This window comes from Halorientalis sp., assembly GCF_028275115.1.
Classification (GTDB): Archaea; Halobacteriota; Halobacteria; order Halobacteriales; family Haloarculaceae; genus Halorientalis.
Genome location: NZ_JAQCNH010000029.1, coordinates 53,660 through 74,756 on the forward strand (window position 1 = coordinate 53,660; position 21,097 = coordinate 74,756).

The 21,097-nt window shown below is 66.5% G+C and carries 21 protein-coding genes; 8 read left to right on the forward strand and 13 right to left on the reverse strand.

Annotation, left to right across the window (positions count from 1 at the left end; all coding sequences use genetic code 11):
• Window positions 1–86: 86 nt before the first annotated feature.
• On the reverse strand, window positions 87–542 hold the full coding sequence (locus Q0964_RS04885; RefSeq protein ID WP_349254432.1) for a DUF192 domain-containing protein: 456 nt from the start codon (window positions 540–542) through the stop codon (window positions 87–89).
• Between the two features lie 181 nt (window positions 543–723).
• Between Q0964_RS04885 and Q0964_RS04890 the strand changes: the two genes are divergently transcribed.
• Window positions 724–2,475 carry a sensor histidine kinase gene (locus tag Q0964_RS04890; RefSeq protein ID WP_299264152.1) on the forward strand — a complete coding sequence of 584 codons (1,752 nt, stop codon included), beginning with the start codon at window positions 724–726 and terminating at the stop codon, window positions 2,473–2,475.
• A 73-nt stretch (window positions 2,476–2,548) separates the two neighbouring features.
• Window positions 2,549–4,303: an ATP-binding protein gene (locus Q0964_RS04895; protein WP_299264155.1), complete on the forward strand. Its 1,755-nt coding sequence runs from the start codon at window positions 2,549–2,551 to the stop codon at window positions 4,301–4,303.
• A gap of 5 nt (window positions 4,304–4,308) precedes the next feature.
• Here Q0964_RS04895 and Q0964_RS04900 read toward each other — a convergent pair whose 3' ends face one another.
• Complete coding sequence (locus Q0964_RS04900) at window positions 4,309–4,497, reverse strand: hypothetical protein (RefSeq protein ID WP_299264158.1); 189 nt, start codon at window positions 4,495–4,497, stop codon at window positions 4,309–4,311.
• Window positions 4,494–5,561: a methyl-accepting chemotaxis protein gene (locus tag Q0964_RS04905; protein ID WP_299264161.1), complete on the reverse strand. Its 1,068-nt coding sequence runs from the start codon at window positions 5,559–5,561 to the stop codon at window positions 4,494–4,496. Before Q0964_RS04905 ends, Q0964_RS04900 begins: the two co-directional genes overlap by 4 nt.
• A 252-nt stretch (window positions 5,562–5,813) precedes the next feature.
• Here Q0964_RS04905 and Q0964_RS04910 point away from each other — a divergent pair, with 252 nt between their 5' ends.
• The 4 genes from Q0964_RS04910 (at window position 5,814) to Q0964_RS04925 (ending at window position 11,365) form a co-directional block, all read left to right on the forward strand.
• On the forward strand, window positions 5,814–6,368 hold the full coding sequence (locus Q0964_RS04910; RefSeq protein WP_299264164.1) for a DUF7097 family protein: 555 nt from the start codon (window positions 5,814–5,816) through the stop codon (window positions 6,366–6,368).
• A gap of 42 nt (window positions 6,369–6,410) precedes the next feature.
• Window positions 6,411–6,959: a GMP synthase subunit A gene (locus Q0964_RS04915; RefSeq protein WP_299264167.1), complete on the forward strand. Its 549-nt coding sequence runs from the start codon at window positions 6,411–6,413 to the stop codon at window positions 6,957–6,959.
• Window positions 6,960–7,189: 230 nt separating this feature from the next.
• A complete protein-coding gene (locus Q0964_RS04920; RefSeq protein WP_299264169.1) occupies window positions 7,190–9,088 on the forward strand; it encodes a DUF2070 family protein in 1,899 nt (632 codons plus the stop codon).
• A gap of 90 nt (window positions 9,089–9,178) precedes the next feature.
• Window positions 9,179–11,365 (forward strand): hypothetical protein, encoded by a 2,187-nt coding sequence (locus Q0964_RS04925; RefSeq protein WP_299264171.1) that lies wholly within the window; start codon window positions 9,179–9,181, stop codon window positions 11,363–11,365.
• A 4-nt stretch (window positions 11,366–11,369) separates the two neighbouring features.
• On the opposite strand, the gene Q0964_RS04930 is transcribed toward Q0964_RS04925, so the two are convergent.
• From Q0964_RS04930 to Q0964_RS04960, 7 genes are all read right to left on the reverse strand, one after another.
• The gene (locus Q0964_RS04930; protein ID WP_299264517.1) at window positions 11,370–11,612 is read right to left on the reverse strand and encodes a DUF3194 domain-containing protein; all 243 of its coding nucleotides are present in this window, start codon (window positions 11,610–11,612) and stop codon (window positions 11,370–11,372) included.
• A 1-nt stretch (window position 11,613) separates the two neighbouring features.
• Window positions 11,614–12,003 carry a prefoldin subunit beta gene (locus tag Q0964_RS04935; protein ID WP_299264173.1) on the reverse strand — a complete coding sequence of 130 codons (390 nt, stop codon included), beginning with the start codon at window positions 12,001–12,003 and terminating at the stop codon, window positions 11,614–11,616.
• Between the two features lie 118 nt (window positions 12,004–12,121).
• A complete protein-coding gene (locus Q0964_RS04940) occupies window positions 12,122–12,520 on the reverse strand; it encodes a DUF7344 domain-containing protein (protein WP_299264175.1) in 399 nt (132 codons plus the stop codon).
• Window positions 12,521–12,575: 55 nt separating this feature from the next.
• On the reverse strand, window positions 12,576–16,154 hold the full coding sequence (locus tag Q0964_RS04945; protein WP_299264178.1) for a PAS domain S-box protein: 3,579 nt from the start codon (window positions 16,152–16,154) through the stop codon (window positions 12,576–12,578).
• 100 nt (window positions 16,155–16,254) lie between these two features.
• Window positions 16,255–16,515: a KEOPS complex subunit Pcc1 gene (locus tag Q0964_RS04950; protein ID WP_299264180.1), complete on the reverse strand. Its 261-nt coding sequence runs from the start codon at window positions 16,513–16,515 to the stop codon at window positions 16,255–16,257.
• A 1-nt stretch (window position 16,516) separates the two neighbouring features.
• On the reverse strand, window positions 16,517–16,651 hold the full coding sequence (locus Q0964_RS04955; RefSeq protein ID WP_299264182.1) for a DNA-directed RNA polymerase subunit P: 135 nt from the start codon (window positions 16,649–16,651) through the stop codon (window positions 16,517–16,519).
• A complete protein-coding gene (locus Q0964_RS04960; RefSeq protein WP_299264185.1) occupies window positions 16,651–16,929 on the reverse strand; it encodes a 50S ribosomal protein L37ae in 279 nt (92 codons plus the stop codon). The genes Q0964_RS04955 and Q0964_RS04960 overlap by 1 nt, the downstream gene beginning before the upstream one ends.
• Before the next feature lie 39 nt (window positions 16,930–16,968).
• On the opposite strand from Q0964_RS04960, the gene Q0964_RS04965 reads away from it, so the two are divergent.
• The gene (locus Q0964_RS04965; protein ID WP_299264188.1) at window positions 16,969–17,577 is read left to right on the forward strand and encodes a hypothetical protein; all 609 of its coding nucleotides are present in this window, start codon (window positions 16,969–16,971) and stop codon (window positions 17,575–17,577) included.
• 9 nt (window positions 17,578–17,586) lie between these two features.
• Here the strand turns inward: Q0964_RS04965 and Q0964_RS04970 are convergent, their stop codons facing one another.
• From Q0964_RS04970 to pth2, 3 genes are all read right to left on the reverse strand, one after another.
• Window positions 17,587–18,312, reverse strand: coding sequence for a DUF2103 domain-containing protein (locus tag Q0964_RS04970; RefSeq protein ID WP_299264191.1), 726 nt, complete (start codon window positions 18,310–18,312; stop codon window positions 17,587–17,589).
• 71 nt (window positions 18,313–18,383) lie between these two features.
• Entirely contained in the window at window positions 18,384–19,769 is a 1,386-nt protein-coding gene (gene truD / locus Q0964_RS04975) for a tRNA pseudouridine(13) synthase TruD (protein ID WP_299264213.1), read from the reverse strand.
• Window positions 19,770–20,018: 249 nt separating this feature from the next.
• The gene (pth2, locus tag Q0964_RS04980; protein ID WP_299264215.1) at window positions 20,019–20,357 is read right to left on the reverse strand and encodes a peptidyl-tRNA hydrolase Pth2; all 339 of its coding nucleotides are present in this window, start codon (window positions 20,355–20,357) and stop codon (window positions 20,019–20,021) included.
• 91 nt (window positions 20,358–20,448) lie between these two features.
• Here pth2 and dcd point away from each other — a divergent pair, with 91 nt between their 5' ends.
• Complete coding sequence (gene dcd, locus Q0964_RS04985; RefSeq protein ID WP_299264218.1) at window positions 20,449–21,039, forward strand: dCTP deaminase; 591 nt, start codon at window positions 20,449–20,451, stop codon at window positions 21,037–21,039.
• The last annotated feature ends 58 nt before the right edge of the window (window positions 21,040–21,097 follow it).

Sequence of the window (21,097 nt, forward strand, 5' to 3'; positions counted from 1 at the left end):
GGTGTCTGGTCCGACATTGTACACCAGTGTAGGCCCGTGCTCGCGCTTTAATCTATTGGATTCGACACAGCGGCCGACCGCGCGACTCACTCGGTCGCGCCGGCGGCCGGTTCGTCTTCGGCCGACTGCTCGTCGTCGGTCGGTTCCCCGTCGTCGGGCGACGCCTCGCGCTCAACGACCACGCGGTCACCGACCGCGACGCCCTCGGCGCTACCGGCGGCGAGTTCGACGATGGTGTCGGCTTTGGCGACACCGATGCCTGTCCAGGGCGAGAGCGTCGCCACCTTGACCACTTCGTCGCCGCGGAGCCAGAGGACGTCGAGCGGCATCCGGACGAACAGCATGTGGATTACACGCCGGGGCACCGTGTCGCGAAGGCGGTAGAAGAAGCCGGGGTCACCGAACTCGAAAACTAGTGCGTAGTCGTCGGACACCGTGGACTGCCCCATCAACCCGATGGTCTGTGAGACGAACGAATCGGCGAGGTCGACGGTCGTCGCAAGCGCTCGCCGCTCACCCGCCGTCTCGTGCACGACACGCATATCCACCGCTCGCCCGGTGCCGACAAAACGTTTTGGTGCGCACGACGACCGAGTGCCCGACCGGAGATCGTCACGCACCCGTCTGCGGGGGTCGACACACGGCCGCCGCTCGCCAGGGGGTGGTTTCAACCACTGAGAACTGGAGGAGGGGGTTCAAAATGCGGCGACCAGTACGATTGGTATGGCCAGTAGTCTCTCGGCCGTGGCGCTGGCGTACTACGCGCTGCCATCGGTGGCGGTCCTGCTCCACGCCGGGGTCGGCTACTGGATCTACCGGGACCACTGGGGCCGCCGGGGTGCAAAGTGGTTCGTGGTCACGCTCGCGACCGGTGGGCTCTCGACGTTTTTTTTCTGGCTCTACCTGTTCGTCCCACCGACCGCGTTCAAGCGTGCGATGTTCTTTCCCATCGCGTTGTTCGCGTTCTGTTCGTATCTCGCCTTTCCGATATTTGCCGGTCAGTACACGGAGACGGATTTCCATCGCCACTGGCTCGTCCGCGTGACGATGGTAGCAGTTCTCGGCGGGTTCGTCGCCCTGTCGCTGACGAGGCCGGCCGGCCTCTACACCGCGAACGTCCGACTGATACGGGAGCCGGTTACGTACTACGCGTACGAGGTCGGGGCGGGACTGCGCGTCATCTATCTCCTGACGTACGCACTCGGTGGCTACACTGTCTACCGGCTGTTCGTCTACCTGCTCTCGACCTCGGCGCGCGCCACCAGACAACTCGCACTGCTCATCGCCGCAGTCCTCTCGGTCATCGTCGTCATCGCCGCGAGCCAGGCGGGACTGTTCCCCGCCGAAGAACTCAATCACGCCGCGTACGCGACGCTCCTGTTCAATATGTTCGCGACGCTGGCGTTGTTCCGCTTCGACCTACTGAACGTCCAGCCAGTCGCGCGCAACGCCGTCGTCGAGAACCTCCGGGACCCCGTTGTCGTCCTTGACGAGGACAGACGGGTGGTGGACTACAACGAGGCCAGCATCCGGCTCTGGGCCGATCTCGACGGCCACGTCGGTGACCCGCTCGGGGTCGCCTGCCCGGACCTGTCCGAGGCGGTCTCGTTCCCCGAGGCCGGCGAGGAGACGTCGGGACGGTTCACTCGCCAGTTCGCGGAAGCGGAACGGCACTACTCCGTCAACGTCTCGCAGGTCAGCCGTGGCCGCGACGACCGGCACTGGTACTCCGTCCTGCTCCGGGACGTGACCGCACTCGAACGCTCCCGCTGGCAACTCGAACGACAGAACGAACGCCTCGACCAGGTCGCCTCGACCGTCTCCCACGACCTCCGCAACCACATCAACGTCGCCGACGGCTACACCGAAATCCTCGACGACATGATCGCCCCGGACGGCCTCGACGCCGAAGAAGCCGATACCGCCGACCAACATCTCGACCAGATCCGGACCAGCCACGACCGGATGGAGGCGATCATCGCGGACGTGCTCACCATCGCCCGCGAGGGCAAAACCGTCGAAGAAACCCGCTCCGTCTCGCTGGCCACCGCGGCCCGCGACGCCTGGGCCAACGTCGACACGGGCGACGCCACCCTGACCGTCGACGGCGACTGCCAACTGCAGGCCGACCGCTCGAAGTTCCTCTCGATCCTCGAGAACCTCTTCCGGAACGCACTCGACCACGGCCCCGCCGACGTGACCGTCGAAGTCGATGTGATCGGTGGCGGCTTCGCCGTCGCAGACGACGGGCCCGGCATCCCCGACGAACACGCCGACGACATCTTCGAGTACGGGTACACCACGACCGACGAGGGCACCGGACTCGGTCTCTCCATCGTCAAGACCATGGCCGAGTCCCACGGCTGGACCGTCGAGTACGACACCGACACCCAGCAGGGCGCCCGGTTCGTCTTCGGGAACGTGGACGTCGACCACGACGCCGGCCGGCCGGAAGTCGGTCCCGGCCAGTCCTGAGCCGGCAGCGGTGGGTTTCAACCTGTGAGAACTGGAGGGGATAGTTGAAACCGGCGCCGTCGGTACGTCGGGTATGGCCAGTAGCCTCCCAGCCGTCGCGCTGGCGTACCACGTGTTGCCGCCGGTGGCCACGCTGCTCCACGCGGGCCTCGGCTACTGGGTCTACCGACGCCACTGGGCGCGGGCCGGGGCAAAATGGTTCGTGATCACGCTGGCTATCGGTGGCGTGGGGACCGGCGTGTTCTCGGTCCAGTTGCTCAGTCCACCGGCGATCATGCGGCCACTGGGCTCCCTGACTGGCCTGTTGCAGATCTGTTCGTACGTCTCGTTCGCCGTGTTCGCCGGCCGGTACACCGGGACGAACTTCCACCGCCACTGGCTGGCGAAGGCGACCGTCACGACGGTCCTCGGTGGCTACGTCCTGCTGGCACTGTTCGAGCCGTCGGGTCTCTGGGTCTCGAATCTCCGACTCGTCACCGAGCCGATCACCTACTATGCCTACGACGTCGAACCCGGTCTCGGCGTCATCTATCTGCTCGTCTACACCCTCACGTTCTACACCTACTACGAGCTGTTCGTCTACCTGCTCTCGACCTCGGCACGGTCGACGAGACAGCTCGCCCTGCTCATCGCCGGGTCGCTCTCGATCTCCCTGATCGTCGCGCTGAGTCAGGCCGGACTGTTCCCGGCCGCGGAACTCAATCACGCGGCGTACGCGACGATCCCGTTCAATCTGTTCGCGACGCTGGCGCTGTTCCGGTTCGACCTGCTGAGCGTCCAACCGGTCGCGCGCAACGCCGTCGTCGAGAACCTCCGGGACCCCGTCGTCGTCCTCGACGACGACGGCCGTATCGTCGACTACAACGACGCCAGCACCCGCGTCTGGCCCGATATCGACTGCCATGTCGGTGATCCCTTCGAGACCGCCTGCCCCACACTCGCCGAGACCGTCGATCCAACGGGAGACGACGGCGAGACGACCCGGATTACGCTGCCGGCCGACGGTCGCGACCGTCACTTCTCGATCACCGTCTCACGGGTCGCTCGGCGTGGCGGCGACGACGAGTGGCTGTCGATCCTGCTCCGGGACGTGACCGCGCTCGAACGCTCCCGCTGGCAACTCGAACGACAGAACGAACGCCTCGACCAGGTCGCCTCGACCGTCTCCCACGACCTCCGCAGTCCGATTCAGGTGGCCGACGGCTACGTCGAGATGCTGGACGACATGGTCGACGCGGACGGTCTCGACGCGGCCGACACCGACGAGGCCCGGGCGTGCCTGCGGAAGACGAGCGACACGCACGGACGGATGGAAGCGATCATCGAGGACGTGCTCACCATCGCCCGCGAGGGCAAAGCCGTCGAGGCGACGGAGCAGGTCTCGCTGGCCGCCGCCGCCCGCGACGCCTGGGCCAACGTCGACACGGGCGACGCCACCCTGACCGTCGCAGAGGACCGCACGCTCCAGGCAGACCGGAGCAAACTCCTGACGATCCTCGAGAACCTCTTCCGGAACGCGCTCGACCACGGCCCCGCCGACGTGACCGTCGAAGTCGGCGCGACCGACGGCGGGTTTTACATCGAAGACGACGGGCCCGGCATCCCCGACGAACACGCAGACAGCGTCTTCGAGTACGGGTACACCACGATCGAGAAGGGGACGGGGCTCGGCCTCTCCATCGTCGAGACAATGGCCGAATCCCACGGCTGGACCGTCGAACTGGAGACGGCGGCCGAGCGGGACGAGTCCACCGGGACGCGGTTCGTCTTCTCGGACGTGGGCGGTGGGCCGGTTGTCGACGAGCAGGAGCCACACGCCCCGACCTGAGGCGATCAGTCGTCGGCGGGCCGGGACGCGCCGACGGTGGCCGCGTCGGGCTGGAGGGACGCGTCCGGGAGCTGGAACCGGGCCAGGAGGTCGGTCAGGTCGCTCGCCTCGGCGGCGGTCTCCTCGCTGATCGAGGCCACCTCGTCGACCATCTCGACGACGTCCTGCGTGGTCCCGGCCTGGTCGTCGGTCACCGTCGAAATCTCCGCGACGCTCGTGTGTAACTCGCCGACGACCGCGACGATGTCCTCGAAGTTCGACGGCGTTCCCTCGACAGTCGCGATACTTCGGTCACCTGTTCGTTCGTTTCCGGGGCGATGTCGTCGGCGCCACGCTGGACCTCGGCGATGAGGGCGGACATCTCGTCGGCGAGGGCCTTCACCTCGTCCGCGACGACGGCGAACCCCTCGCTGTCCCGGCCGGCGCGTGCGGCCTCGATGGAGGTGTTCAGCGCGAGCAGGTTCGTCTCCTCGGCGATGGCGGCGGCCTCACGCCCGGAGCGTCCGCGCCGGGCGGCCGCCTCGGCGGTATCTGCGACCTCGTTGGCCGAGGCCGCGATCTGCTGGACCGTCGCCGAGAGCGTGTTCATTTCGGTGGCGATCTCGTCGCTGGCGTGGTCGGTTTCGGTCACCGAGGACTGGAGGTCGTCGCTCGTGTCCGCGCCCCCAGTGGCGAACGTGGCCACATCACCGATAGTAGCGGCCAGCGTCCCCGGGAGGTCGTTGTAGTTGTCGACGACGGCCGAATGGCTGTCGTCGGCGGCGTCTATGCCGACGGTGACGGTTAGGTCGCCCTCGCGGGCCCGTTCGGTCGCCTCGGTGAAGACAGCGGCCACCTCCTCCAAGTTGGCCGAGCGGACCCGGGGTTCGGCAGTTGTCTCCTCTAGCTCCGCCGTGTAGCCCTCGAGTTCCTCGGCCGTGGTCGGCAGCGACGCGCCGAACTCACCGGGGACGTCCTCGTCCAGGGAGGGCGCGTCGAACTCCTGTCGGGCCAGCGCGTCGGCCCGCCGGGAGGCCGTGGTCAGGTACTCGCTCATGTCGGCAGCAACGTTAGTGAGCGAGCCGACCTCGTCGGGCTGGTCGGTCCGGGCGGCGGTCACGTCGAGGTCACCGGCCGCGACCGTCCGTTCGAGGTCCCTGATCGGCGTAACCAGGTCCTCGCGCGTGATCAAGAGTGGGCTCGGGAACGCAACGACGACCGCGGCGACGACTTCCGCTGGACAGAGCCTGTCACACCGAACCGGTCCATCGACCCCCACAGCAGGGCGCGATGCCTGTCGAAAACTTGGTCCGTATGTCTCGAACCTCAGCCTGGATACGGTTCACCGGTCCCTCAATTCCCGGGCTGTGAAATTTTGCCTCTTCGTGTCGTACTCAGCGTACTTCGAGCGTCCTGACGCCGCATTTTCGTATTCAGAGATGATTTCGGTGTGTCACACGCTCGCCGGTCCGCGATCCAGACCGGTGTGACGGTCGGACGATTGAAGCCAGCGTGGGCCCAGAAAGGTAGTATGGAGAAGACGCCGACCGGTACCGCTGTGGGGGTCGACGACCCCTACGCGCACGTCGACCGGTGTGACCACCTCACCGACGCGGGGAAGTGTCGCTTCGCGGTCGAACAGGGCGACAGCGACCCGGCCTTCGCCGACGCCCGTGGCGCCGAGAACTTCCAGTGTCCGGTCGCCGGCGACCTCGACGAGGAGGGGCTGACCGGTCCGTGGGAGTGGGCCGACTGCCGGCACTTCCGCTGTCGGGATCACACCCGGGAATGCGTCCGGTGTGGACTGGAAGCGCGACGGCTGGCCCACTCCGACGAGCGGCCGTTGCTGGAGGAACACCACCTCTCGTACGACGACGCCGCGACCGGGGACGGCGACCCCGGCCACGAGGTCACCGTCGTCCTCTGTCGGTGGTGTCACGCGAAGGTCCACGACTCGTGGGCGCGCATCGACGACGACGTGAACCCGGACGCCGAGGCCATCGCTGCGGCCGAGTCACGGCGCGCCCGCGAGCAGGCGGAACTGGGATTCGAGTCGGCCGCCGAGCGGTTCGACCGCGAGCAGTGAGTTCCGGGCGACTTATCCCTTCGCTGAATCTGTGTTCTCACAATGACGCGTATCGACGTGGTCGACAACCACGGCCAGTTCACCCACTTGGAACACCGCGCGCTCCGCGACCTGGGCGTGGACGTCGAACTCATCGACAACACCACGCCGCCCGCGGAGATCGACGCCGACGGCCTCGTCCTCTCGGGCGGGCCGGACATCGGGGACATCGGTAACTGTCCCGCGTACCTCGAACTCGACGTCCCGGTGCTGGGTGTCTGTCTCGGTATGCAGGCGATCGCGGCCGAACTCGACGGCCGGGTCGACGCCGGTGACTACGGCGGCTACGCCGACGTGACCGTCGAGATAACCGACGACAGCGACCCCCTGCTCGGGTCGCTCGCACCCGAAACCCGGGTGTGGGCCAGCCACGCCGACGAGGTCAAGACGGTCCCTGACGGGTTCACCCGAACCGCCAGAAGCGACGTCTGTGGCGTCGAGGCCATGAGCAACGCCGACCGCGACCTCTACGGCGTCCAGTGGCACCCGGAGGTGTCACACACCGAGGAGGGGGAGGCAGTCTTCGAGAACTTCCTCGCGATCTGTGAGTGAGCGCCCGACGAACACCGCCCGTCCGGACCCCGGTGTCCGCCCCACGACCCTTCATTTAAGTTGGACCCCGTGGTTCGGTTCCGTGTGCACGGGAAAGGCGTAGTCCGCGCGCCCGCGACCTCAACCGGTGCTCGCCGGGCGTGGGGAGACACGGCGGTCACTCGTCTCCGTCCGTCGGGTGATCAGTCATATATCAAGAACTATACCGAACGACGAAAGAGGGCATTACAATGACCCAGACGCAGGGTGATCTCGCCGGTCTCTCGCGGTTCATTTTCCGCGTACCCAATTGGCATTCGACCCTGACGTTCGCCCTCGTGATCGCGGCCGTCACTGGCGTCGCCGTCTTCGACGGCCGGTACGTCCTCGGCGACGCCTGGGAAGGGATCTTCTTCATCGGCCTGCCGACGATTGCAGCGAGCGTCATCACGCCGTACGTTGACGGCCGGCTAGGCGGGCAGTTGACGCACAACCGCGCGTCGCTGCTGGCGCTGACCTGCGAACTCGTGACCGTCGCGATACTGATGATGGCAGGCGTGATGGGGCTCCTCACGGGGACCGTTCAGGACCTGCTACTCGCAGCGCCCGTCGTCGGCGCACTGGGCCAGCAGTTCGTCTTCGACGCGCTCCTGCTGGCGCTGGCGTCGATTTTCGCGATCCGACTGTTCGTGATCGTCGCCGTCTCGAGACACTCCCTGCTGGTCGCGGCGATTCCGGCTAGCATCCAGACCGTCGCGGCCGCAGTCTTGCTGTTCATTTACAGCGGGACGCTCCGATTTCTGGAAGTGGGCGGCCCGATACTGAACTCCTATCTCTCTCGTCCCCAGGCAGCCCCGCCGGAACTGACAGTGGTCATCCCGCGGGACTTCGTGTTGCTTGGGATCATCTGTCTCGTCTACGCGTGCGGTGTGGCACTCTTTCTCTGGGCCATCGACTCGCCGTGGCGGCGCAGTCTGGACGTCTCCGTGCTGGATTTTGTCCGTGGGTTTATTGGCCACATCGCCGAGGGAACCCGCGAACTCGAGGACTTCTTCGAGGAGATCGGTGAGGAGGCTATGGTCCCGGTCACCGTCCTCGTCTTCCGGACCGAAAACGGTGCCGAGAAGGCCCGCTTCGTCCTCCCGATGATCCACCCGGGGCCGATGGGTGAGATCGGCGGTGGCAACCTCCCCGAGCGGGTCGCCCGCCGGGCCGAGGGGCTTGCGTTTCCGCCCCACGCGACCGCCGGCCACGACTTCAACCTCGTGACCGAGCGTGAGGTCGACACCATTCTGGACGCGGCCGACACCGCGACCGGTGAGATCGAGTTCACGGACGAGGCGACCGTTTCGGTCCGGGCCGGCGAGGGGGACGCGAAACTCGTCGGCCAGGCCTTCGGCGACGACGCACTCGCAGTCGCGACCTACGCTCCGTCGTTCGCCGACGACGTGGAGTACGCGGTCGGCCTCTCGGCGTCTGCCGAGGCCCGCTCAGCCGGACTGGACGACGTGATGCTCATCGACGCGCACAACAGCAACAACGGCCTGAACGGCGGCGACCTGGGCCACGTCACCCCCGGGAGCCGGCGGTCGTTCGATATGATTTCCGGGGCAGGCAAAGTCGGGAGACGACTCGTCGACGCGGAGCAGGGCCAGCCGAAACTCGGCGTCACCTGGGACGAAACGCCCTGGGGCCCCGAAGACGGCATCGGCCCGCTCGGGATTCGGGTAGCCGTCCTCGAAGTCGGTGACCACCGCACCGCCTACGTGCTGATCGACGGTAACAACATGGAACCGGGCCTGCGTGGGACGCTCGTCGACGCCATCGAGGGCGTCGACCACGCCGAAGTCATGACGACCGACACCCACATCGTCAATACCGTCGAGGCCGACAACCAGGTCGGTGCGGCCATCGACGACGACGACCTCATCAGCCTCGTGACAGACCTCGTGGCGGGCGCGACCGATGACGTCGAACCGGTCGAGGCGGGCATGGCCTCCGAACGGGCAGCGGTCACCGTCTTCGGCAACGACCGGACCGAGACGCTGGCTTCACACGCCAACGCGATGATCTCGATGGGCGCGACGCTGGCGGCCGCCGTCGTCGTCGCCGTTATTACCATCTCGATTGTTCTCTTCGCCCTCGCATAGTTACCGAATCTGATAATCCGACGGGACGTTTTATACCGTGGCCAGTCCGAGCGTCCGGAAACGGCGGACCGGACCGCCAGGAACCCGACGATGCAACCGCCACTGTCACCAGAGAACGCGAGTCCCCCGGCCGGCCGGCTGGCACGCTGGGCGGTCTACTGTGTGTTCCTGTGCCTGTGTCTGCTCGCGGTCACCGGTCCCGCCGCGGGGGCACCCGTCGCTGGCACCTCGGCCGGCAGCAGTGGCGTCACGCCAACGGCGGCCGCGCTGGCACAGGAGGACTGTTTCGGGACAGATACGTTCGAGGGAGTTGCCGGCGACACGGTCGAAATCACGACCAGTTGTAGCGGCTACCTTCTCGTCGGCGGGGACAAGACGGTCGAGTCCGCATCGAACCGGAACTTCCTCGACCTGCTGTACGTTCCGAGTGGCACGACGGTCACCGTCAACACGCGCCTGTTGGGCACCAACCGGTCGGCCTACTCCGGGAACGTCGTCAGCTACGCACAGACGTACGGCGCCGACGCCGCACCGGAAGACACCACCGAGTTCGACGGGTTCGAGTTCGTGAACGAGGACGGTCAACAGGTCGCCGAGACGCTCGCGGGGTTCAATCGGGAGGTGGGCATCACGCGGCTCCCACGGCCAGTTCAGCCCGCCCGCTACCGGCTGCTGGCGGGGGCGAACGAAACGCTCGTTCTCGGCGACGACGGCGTACCGTACCTGGAGGAACCTCTCGACCGGTCGAACCTGAAGCTGGTCGACACTGCGTTCGATGGCGACCTTGGGACGAGCGTCGCACCGAACGGTGCGGTCGACGGGGAGTTCACGCCCTCGACCGACCGGAGTCGGGTGGCCGTCGGCGACCGCGTGCGGATCGACGGCTTCTCGACCGTCGGGTTCCGCGGGACACTCGCGACCATCGACGGCGGGGGGCTCGACCAACTTCAGACGCTACTCGACCACCCGGAGGGCGTCAACGTCACTATCGAGCACCTCAACCCCGGTGTGAACGAAGAGCCCGAACAGGTCACGTTCGACAGCGCGAACGCCCAGGACCTACTCGTCGAGTTCACCGACGACGAGGCGTCGTTCTCGATGGTCATCGACACGTCGAAAGGGACGTGGTTCGGTTCCCGGTCGGCCCCCGGCGACCAATTCAGAGTGACATTCGAGTTCGAGGGGACCGCCGACGAGGAGTACCGTTTCCCGGGCGGGAGCGGATTGCCGGGGGCGTTTAGCGCCCGCTCGACGTCCGACCCCGACCGCACCGAACAGTACCCGTATTTCGACGGTAACGAGACGACCGTGGAGTCGACGACGACGTTCACCGTCGTCGAGCCCCGCATCGAGTACGACGAGAACCAGTTGACCAGTGACGGCGAGTTGATTGTCGGTACGAACGGACAGTACCGGCTCACCGGGACGACGACGTACGCGCCCGGGACGGACGTCGAGGTCCAGCTCATCTCTCGGGATGGGCCGCCACCGACCAAGATTCAGATCGACGACGTGGAGATCAGTGGCGACGAGACGTTCCGAACCCCGCAGGTCGACTTCTCTGCGCTGGACTCGGAGAACCCGGTCGAGGCAGAGCTGTTCCTGCGCGAACGGCTGGTCGACCGTCGCCCCGTCGTCGTCGCCGCCGACCCCGAAGACCCGGCGGAACTCGAACTGACCGACGCCGCCTCGTCTGTGGCCATCACCGAAGGACAGTCGCTGTCGGCGCTCACCGCCACGGTAGAGAACACCGGGGTCGCGGACGGAACCGCAGACATCAGGCTTCGGATCGACGGCAAACTCTGGGGCAACCGGACAGTCACCGTCACACCGGACAGGAGCCGGGTCGTCGCCTTCGGCAGTTCGTACCCCTCGCTCGCCCCGGGCGAGTACCCCTACACTGTTCGCCTCGCCGGGACCGACCAGTCACTGTCCGGCACGCTCGTGATCGAGGCCCGGGCGACCCCGGAGCCGACGGCCACCCCCGAGCCGGGCACGCCGAACACGACACGGCCACCGACAGCGACGCCCGAGGCCACGCCGCAGTCACCACCCACGCGAACGATGACGGCGACGGAGACACCTGGGCCGACCACCACGGCGGCGAACGCTTCCGCGGCGAACGAGGCCGACGAGGGGTCTCTGCTCGGGAGCGTAGTGGGCTACGTCACATCGGTAGTGCCGTACACGCTGGGTTCGACGGCATTCGTCGTCCTCGCGTACGCGGCCGCTCGGGTAATCGTAGCGCGGCGCGGCGGCAGCGAGAGCGCCTCGTAAAAAATTACTCGGCGAACAGGTCGTCGACGGCGGATCGGGCGGTCAGTGCCGCGTCGTCGGCGATCTGCTCGGGGTCGCGCGTGTCCGAAGGTGCGTTGAGGTAGACATCTACTTCGAGAACCCCGTCCTCGAAGGTGACGGTCACGTCGAGGTCGACGACTTCGGACTGTTTGTAACGGGTAAACACGACCCCCTCGGCCGCGTCGGCGGCCGTCTCTACGACTTCCTCGTCGGTCGGGTCGCCCATCTCAGGCGCCGCCAGCACCGGGACCCATCGGGCCGCCACCGCCGCCGGCACCGCCGAGCAACTGCTGGAGCTCCTGCTGGAGTTCCTCGAACTGCTCTTGGACGCGCTCTTCCTGCTTTTCGAGCGTGTCGACGCGGACTTCGAGACTCTCGACGGACTCCTCGAGGTCTTCTCTGGCTTCGTCGTACTCGGTCTTGACGAGCAGTTCGCCGACCTCTCGGTACATGGTGGTCTCCTCGTCCACGCCGTCGAGTTCTTCGAGCGCGTTCTGGGACTCGGTTAGCTGTGTGTCGGCCTGCTGTTTCTGCGCGGCGACCTGCTGTGCGGTCTCCTGGAGGTCCTGTAGCTCTTCGATTTTCTCTTGTGCTTCCGGCGGCAGATTACCCTGCATACCCGAACACTCGGCATCCGGAGTGAAAAACCCACGCATCTCACCACTTCAGCACGGCGGCGGCTATCCTGCCTGTCCCGGAGCAAGTGCCAGCGGGAAGCGCAGAAAAGCCGTCTGGTCAGGATTCGGCCTGCAGACCATCGTCGACGGCCTCGACGTGTTCGGCCCACTTCTCGACGGTCGGCTGGCCCCAGTAGCGTGCGGTGTTGCTCCGCGGGTCGTAGTCGACGATTCCCGCCTGGTCGAGTTTCGGCAGGTGCCGGTGGTGGAGACTGATAGCGAGCCGTTCGCGTTCCTCGTCGCCGGCACCGGTGGCGAGCGCATCGACGAGGTTCTGTAGCGTTGCCACTTCGACCCCGGTCCGCTGCAGGTACAGACAGACGCGGCGTCGGCGGTCGTTCGAGAGTAACTCGAACACGTCGTCGATCGACGGTGTTAGTACCGCGCGGTTCGTGTCGAGCGGATTCGTCACGTCTGGGGACCCGACTGAGCGTTCGGACTGACGATTGTCTCTCATGGAGGTTACACTTTCTACTCGTATGCCCTCCCGCATGAGATAGATGCCTAGCTATCTAGGTTCGATCGTCGTCGAGGTACGTCGAGAGCAGTTTCCGCTCGGCGTGCCGGAGGTGCTGGTGGAAGGTCGGCGAGGCGATGTCGAGCGAGTCGGCGACGTCTTCTGCGGTGCTGTCGCGCGGCCAGTGAAAGTATCCAGCGAAGTACGCCGCCGACAGTGCCGCCCGCTGTCGGTCGGTAAGCTTGTCGTCGACGCCGTCACACGGATCGGCGGACGCCTGAATCCAACTGTCGCCCTCGCGTTTGGCCGCGAGCGTGACGCCGCCGAACCGTTCGTCGAGCCGTTCGGTCAGTTCCCGGAGGTCGAATCCGCGGGGAGCGGCCGCCTCGACCGTCACTTTGCCACTCTCGGCCTCGGCCACGATGGGCTTGACACCGGACTCGAACAGGACGGACGCGACCGACGGCCGCATCCGCGCCTCGAAGACGGCGTGATCGTCGTTCTCCGTGACCAGTCGGAGTGTTTCGGGTGCCGGCGTTCCCCGGTCGTCGGCCACTGCCCGAACGTCCGCTGGCGGCGCAGTGACGGCGACGTAGTGGAGGCGGTCCCCGCCCGAGGCTTTCGCCGACCCGAGCAGTCGGCAGGTGCAGTCCAGTTCCGCAGAGACGGTCCCGAAGAACGTCGCCGGCTCGTCCAGTTCGAGCGTCATCTCGATTGGCGAGTCGGACTCGACGAGCTGGCGGTTCTGTGTGGCGCTGATGGCGAACCCGACCATCTCCCCGAGAACCTCGAAGGCCCTGATCTCGCGGTCGCTGAACGCCCCTGGACGGTCGGCGTACACTGCCAGCATACCGTGGGTCGCTGTCCGGTGTGTGAACGGAACGACCGCGACCGACCGGAACCCGTGTTCGAGTGCCGGCTCGCGGAACGGCTCGAACAGCGGGTCCGACTCCACGTCGTGTGTGATAGTCACCTCGCCGGTCTCGAACGTCTTCGCAGCCGGTCCAGCCCCGTCGTGGTCCGGGTCGACCGGAATCTCGACTTCCTCCAGGTACGCCGCGCCCTCGCCCGCCCAGGCTTTCGGCTCGACGAGCGGTTTGCCTGGTCGGCGCACGCCAGTGAATGCGAACCGGTACAGCGACGAGCCGCCCAGCCGCTTACAGACCGTCTCCTCGATCTCTTCGGCCGTCGCGGCCGCGGCGAGCGCGCCGATGGTCTCGTGAACGAGTTCGTTGATCCGGTTCAGCGTCTCCAGTTCGTCGCGCTGGTTCCGGAGTCGGCGTTCGCTCTCTTTGCGTTCGGTGATGTCGCGGACGACGCCGACGGTGCCGGCGAACTCTCCGTCGGAACACGGGAGCAACGAAAAGCGGTTCTCGACGGGAATCTCATCGCCACTCGCCGTCTGGAGTGTCCCCACGACCGTTCCGACCGACCGCTCGTCGTCGATCATCTCCTCGCGTTGTGCCCGGGCCTTCGTGACGACGTCGTCACACCCGAACAATCGCGCGTCCAGTCCCTCGAACGATGCCGGGTCGAATCCGAGTTTCTCCTTGGCCGCCCCGTTGACCATCCGCACGTCGTGGTTCTCGTCGGTCATGTAGACGCCGTCGCTCATGGTCTCGACCAGCGTCTCGTAGCGCTGGAGTTCCTCGGTTCGCTGCCGCAGTTTCTCCTCGCGGTCTGCCCGCCGGAACGTAGACTCCACGTCCGCCGCGAACAGCCGACCGAGTTCCCGGTGTGTCTCGTCGAACGCCGACGGGTCGGTCGAGGCGATGCCGATCATGCCGTACCCCTCGATGGGGAGCAAGAGCGCGCTCCGAATCGGTTCGTAGTCGAAGTCGGTGTCGAGGTCACGCATATCGTCCACGACAACCGACTCGCCGCGTTCGTAGGCCTCACCGACGAACCCCTCGCCGACCGCGTACGTCGGTGGCAGCTCGTCGAGTCGCCCGTCGTCGGTCGCGACCGCGACCGGTTCGAGTCGGTCGTCCTCCGTCACCATCCAGACGCCGGTGGTCGCGAACTCGAAGTGCCGTTGTGAGACCGCTGCGGCCGTCTCGGCGACTTCAGTGTGTGTCTCGGCGGACATCAGTTCTCGGGTCCCACAGTGGAGCTGTTCGAGCAACGCCGCGCGTTCCCGACGGTCGCTCACGTCCCGAACCAGCCCCAGTGCGGCGAGGTCACCCTCCAGCGGCATGAACCGGACTTCGATGGGGAGCCGCTCACCGTCGCCGTCGATAGCTGTTCCCGTGATGGTCGCAACTGCCTTCTCGTCCCGTTCGACCACTTCCCGACGGAGCCTGATCCCCTTCCGTGCCGTCTCCTCGGTGACGAACTGAGAGAGGTGCGCGCCCATCATCTCCTCGACGTCGCGCCCGAACAGGTCCGCGAGGGTGTCGTTTGCCTCTTTTATTCGCAGGTCGTCACCCAGAACGTAGACGCCGTCGCCGACCGTCTCGAGGATCGTCTCGTACCGTTCGAGTTCGCGCTCGCGCTCCCTGCGCTCGGTGATGTCCCGGACCAGCCCGATGGTCGAGTACTCCTCGTCAGAGACCAGCCCGAACCGTCCTTCGACCGGTACCCGCGTGCCGTCCGCGCGATGCAGGTCGAACTCCATCGTCGTGGGCACGTCCTCGCCGGCTTTGAGACCCTTCGACCGCTTACCAGCCCTTTCGGCCGTCTCCTGATCGGTGAACTCGGAGACGTGGCGCCCTAGCACCGTCTCGCGGTCGGCACCGACTATCTCCAGCATGGCGTCGTTGACTTTCCGGACGCAACGGTCGTCGTCGGCCACGTAGACGCCGTCGCCGAGCGTCTCCAGCAGCGACTTGTACCGTGAGAGGTCCCGTTCGCGCTCCCTGCGTGTGCTGATGTCACGGACGAGACCGATCGTCGCGTACCCCTCGTCCGAGACCATCGAGAAGCGCCCCTCGACGGGGAGCCGGCTGCCGTCCGCCCGGACGAGGTCGTACTCGATTGTCTCGACCGTTCGGTCGGTCTCCTGGAGGGTGGCCGCGAGACGCCTGCTGCGCTCGACGGCTTCGGGGTTCATGAACTCGGAGAAGTGCAGTCCGAGCAGCTCCTCGCGGTCATAGCCGGCCATCTCCGTCATGGCGTTGTTGACCTTCGCGACCCGGAGGTCTTCGTCGAGGACGTACACGCCGTCACCGACCGTCTCCAGCAACGACTTGTACCGGGAGAGGTCCCGTTCGCGCTCCCTGCGCTCGCTGATATCTCGGGCCGTGCCGGCGAGTCCCCACACCTCGTCGTTCTCGTACAGCGGCGCGGCCGTGACTTCGTGTGGAATCTCCTGTCCGTCGGCCGTTTCGAGGTGGAGTTCGACCGACACCTCCTCCCCCTGTGCGACGCGGTCCAGCGCGGCGGCCGCCTGCTCGTAGTCGCGGTCCGCGACCAGCGTCAACGGGTCGATTTCGTCGATTTCTTCCGCAGAGTATCCGAACACGTTCTCGAACTTCTCGTTCCAGTCGACGAGTCGGCCCGACCGGTCGAACACGTACAGCAGGTCGGTGAGCGTGTCGAGAATCGCCCGCGACGCGTCGTCCGGGTCCGGCCACTCGCTCCGACTGTCCGGGTCGACCCACCAGTCACCCTGATATCGTACTGCCTCACTCATTCTCGGCCCCCACGCACACGAACGTCGCCGGCACCGGTGACGACGGCTGCTCGGTCATACCCCGATATACTCGAAGCGGGTCATAAGCGTATCGCCGGCGTCAGAGCACACCACAGGCGGCCGCGTCGGCCCGCTGACCGACCGAAACGAGCGTCGACCAGGTGTTGATTCCGGCACGGAGTGCGACCAGGTCGTCGGCTTCGACTGTCACTGTCACGGTCGTGTCCTCCCGGTCGAGCGTCGCCGTCGCTCGGTCTCCCGCGATGGCACCGACTTCCGGACGGACGCCGCGCTCGACGGTCCGGGCACGACGCTCGTCTTCGAAGCTGAACTCCAGAACGGCCTCGTGGGCGCGAGCCACGTCAGTCGACGTCGACTTCCTTCACGTCGCGGCTCCGTTCTTTCAGCAGCACGCGGTGGCCACAGTACGGACAACGGACGCCGCCGTACTCGTCCAGTTCTACGTCACGCTTACAGCGGGAACATTTGTAGCTCATTACTCGTCGTCTTCGGCGAGTGCCGCGCGAATCGAGCGCGTCACGGTTTTGCCACCGGGCGTCTCGGGACGGTACGTGCCGCCGGCGAACTTGTAGCCACAGTAGCCACACTCCCAGATACCGGTGCCCTGTCGGTCGACACTGTCTTTCCCGCACTCGGGGCACTCGTGGTCGTCGCCCATGTCGTCCTCGATGTCCGCAACGCGGCGTCGCGCGACGCGACCGTAGCGAGCGCCGAACCGGCCGGCGCTCCCAGTCCGTGCCTTGTCTTTAGCCATAGTACTGTAATGTCTGCACAGCCCGGTCATAAACCCTGTGTGTTCGACCGACGAGGCTTTGTCCCCACTCCCGTCATAGCGGACGTGGCCACGCTCCTCCATCACGACCTCCCGACTACCGGCCGCGTCGGCGAGACGGGGCTGCTCCGGCTCGGCACCGGACTCGGCCTCGTCGGCTGGACCGGGACTGCCGTCATCGAGCGGACGACCGACCCGTCGGCGGGCCTCGTCGCACTCGCCTGGTGGGTGCTTCCCGTCACGGCGATGCTGTTCGTCATCGGCCGGCACGCGGTCGACGCGGTCCGGTTCTCGGTGCCGTTGCTCGGCTGGGGCCTGCTCAACGGAACCGCGACGACAGCGACGCTCTGGGCCGTCACAGTCGGCGCGTCGCCGGGTGCGGTCCCTGTCGTCTGGCTCGTCGACTTCGCCCTCGGGTACACCTGGACCGCGATTGCCGTCGGACGAGCGGGCCGCTGGGGGCGCGCTCGTGGCTACGCCGCGGCGGCGTTTTCCTGTGCTGTCGCAGTCGGTGTCGGCGTCACCGGAGTCGTTGATGGGGTGGCGCTCAGCTATCCAGTCGTCGCAACGCTCCACGTCGGTCCGCTGGCGCTCGACGCCGGTGGTGTGTTCGGAGCGCGTCGGACGTGAGCGTGGCGTTCACTCTCGGAGTCCGGCCTCGCCGAGCGCGTCGTTGAGGTCCGCCCGGACCTGCTCGCCCAGTTCGCGGTCGCCAGCCGTCGTCACCACACGGTTCTCCTGAACGCTAGAGCCGTCCCGGATCAGCAGTCGCACGTTGCCGTTTGCGTCGGCTCGCGTGGCCTTCGCCCGAACGCCGCCTCGTGAACCGGAACCGGAGGCGTCGATAGGGCCCGGAATGACCTTCTTGACGTGCGGGTGGCCCGCGACCGTCTCGATTGCCTGTTTGCCCGCGCGCTTGCCGATCAACGTGGTGTGAGAGCCGCCGAGGATATCGGCTGTCGACGCCTTCACTACCTCCAGCGCCGGTCGTCCTTTCCGCTCGATGACGGCCGTCACGGGGTCGTCGCCGGTCACCCGGTAGAACTCGTAATGGACCTGGCCGCGGACCGTCCGAAGCACGGTTCGGTCGCCCGTCGCGTACACTTCCTCCGGCCGTTTGCGCCTGATTTCGTCGGCTATCAGCCCTGCAAAGTTTCGCAGCTCGATCACGTCGCGCTCCCCGTCGGCCTCCTCCGGCGTCGTGGTAATCGTCCGCTGGCTGACTGTCTCGTCGTCCAGGAGCGTCGTGACCGTGGCGCGGTCACGCGAGAGGTCTAAGACTATGGTGTCGGCGTTTGCTGTCCGGCAGACCAGGCAGTAGTCGCCGGGTCTGTCGAGGTTGCTGGCACACTGCCGACAGTCCATGTCATCGTATCGGTGATTCGACGGGATAAGGGAGACGGTTCGGTTCGCCGGGGGCCACGGCCCGTGCTGTCCTATCCCAGTTCCACCGGATCGCCCTTCAGATACTCCCGGAGCAGGACGGTCGCGTAACTTCCCTTCGGTAGTGCAAACGAGAACGAGAGCGGATCGCGCTCGACTTCGAGTTCAGTCCGCACCAGCACCGCCCGTCGTGTCCCCGTCGAGTGGAACTCCCCGGGTAGGTCGAAGTCCGCAGGGTCGAGCCCCACGTCGTCCAGTACTTCCCGCTCGATGTCACCCGGTTCGCCGTCGCCGAGTTCCGTGTCGGTGCCTACCAATGGCGCGGTGACGAACGCCCGCCCGCGCTCGCAATGCCGGGTCACGGTGTCGACGCGGTGTTCGTCGACACGCTGGAGCCGGTCGGTGTCGGGCACAGTCACCGCTGCAGGTGTGTCGGCGTCGGTGAAACAGACCACGTCGCCCGCGACGGGCCGGTCGAACGGCAGGCCGCGAGCCAGCCGTTCCGAGAGAACGCGGTTGAACACGTACGACTGGGCGGCGTTGACCACGAGTTGCTGGAGGTTGGTAGGCATCGTCTCCAGGGCAGCTCGGAAGTCCGCGGGTTCGTCGGCGTCCCGGTCGACCAGTTCGTGCAGCATCGCTCGCTCATAGTTCAGGTAGCCCGGCATCGCGTCGAGGGCCGCCTGCCAGTCGCCCGACCCCGCCGCGACCTCCGCGACACGTTCACGGGCGGTTCTGGTCTCCTCGGGTTCGCGCTCGGACGGTCTACCCACGTAGGCGAGGACGGACTCTCGCCAGTTCCCGCGAACGACTTCGAGGCCGACCTCGTGGGTGATTGGGCGATAGCTCCCGAACCGCTGCTGGCCGAAGTAGTTCGGGACACCGACAGTAGCGGGGCCATCCGTCGTTGTGCCGCCCGCCTCGTCGTCTCCAGCCGCGCCCGCGACCGTCCGGAGGTCGTCGGTGATTGCGTCGACCGAGTCCGGGCGCTCGGGACTCCGGACAGTGACCTCGAAGGCGTTGCCCGCCAGGTCACCGAAGAAGATGGGTCGACCTGTCCGACCCAGCACGTCGATATCTGCGTCCGAGAGGGTCACGTCGGCGACGGCCTCGGGGTCGGCGTCGGCGACGGAGAACAGCTGGGTCGTGACGGCGTGTTTGTCTTTCGTCCCGGCCCAGGAGACGCGTTCGCGGCTGGATTCCAGCGCGTTCGAGAGTGCACTGGCGAAGTCGTTCGTGTCCCAGCCGGTGAGTGTGGCCCGCAGAAGAACGTGGGGATACGCCCCGGAGTCGGCGTCGACCGGTTCGGGGTCGAACGCCTCGATCTCGGTGACCCGGAAATCCGCGGGCTCGACGCGCAGGCGGCCACCGACGCCATCGGCGTCACTCACGTAGTACGTCATCCCGACGGCGCGCTCGACGGGTTCCGCCTCGCGCATCAGCGGCTCACCTGGAACTCGGTCGTCATGGCTCCGAGGTTCGTGCCGGCCGGATAAAAGGGTGGAGATTCAGGACAGGTATCGGGTAGGGTCCGTCCGCGTCGCGACGCGGTCTCGGCGACGACGGCCACCTCGCTGTGGAAGGGCAGGTTGCTTGGCAGGCTGCTCGTCTGCGCCGGTCCCGTCGGCGGACCCGGTGGCTCGTGCTGACGGGGTCTCGACGGCGAGTGCCGGCTGCTTCCTACGCGCTCAGAAAAGCGAGAGTTCGCCCGTCACGCGGTCGACAGCGTCCTCGTCACCCGGCCCGACTGCCAGGGCGGTGACGGTCCCCGGCTCGAGCTGAGTGTGGCCGGCATCCCGGACGACGGCGTTGGCCAGCCCCTCACGCTCGGCCTCGTCGGCCAGTTCGAACAATCGCTGTTCGCTCTCGCCTTTCAGGACGACCTTCTTTTGCCCCTCGCCTTTCCAGGCGCGGCGGGCCCGGTCGGGTGTGTCCTCGTAGGCCGACAGCGACGCGTGGGCGACCTGTGCGGCGAGTTTGCCCTGGCCCATTCCTACGTCGGCGCGCGCGACGATTGCCTGTTTCATACCGTGTGGAAGCGGGGCAGCGATAATAGGTCTGGCCGTTGGTCGTCGCGGACCCACTGGACTTTAGACGACCGGCCTCGCTGGTAGAGATATGATCCTCTCGGACGCGGACATTCTCGACCGCCTCGCCGATGGCGACCTGGTCGTCGGGCCCCTCGAGGACGTCGACCTGCAGGTCCAGCCCGCGAGCGTCGATCTACGGCTAGGTCGGGAGTTTCTGGAGTTCCAGCACGCCAACATCCCCTGTATTCACCCCGACAGCGAACAGGAGGTCGAAGAGTACGTCGACGAGACCCACGTCGACGAGGGCGACGAGTTCATCCTCCATCCCGGGGATTTCGTCCTCGGGACGACCGTCGAGCGCGTCGAGATTCCACCGGACCTGATCGCTCACGTCGAGGGTCGGTCCTCGCTTGGTCGGCTGGCGATTGTGGTACACGCGACCGCCGGTTTAGCGGACCCGGGGTACCAGGGCCAGATCACCCTCGAACTGTCGAATCTGGGGACCGCGCCCGTCGCGCTGACGCCCGGGATGCGCATCTCGCAGTTGACATTTACCGAACTGAAGACGCCTGCGGATCGGCCCTACGGGGAGGAACGGGGCTCGAAGTATCAGGACCAGTCGGGACCGCAGGCGTCGAAGATTCAGGGGGATCACGAGTTCGGAGGCGACCAGGTCTGAGAGCGAAGCGTGCTCCGCTTTGCTCACGCTCGTCGGCAGCGAGAACGAGCAGTGTTCG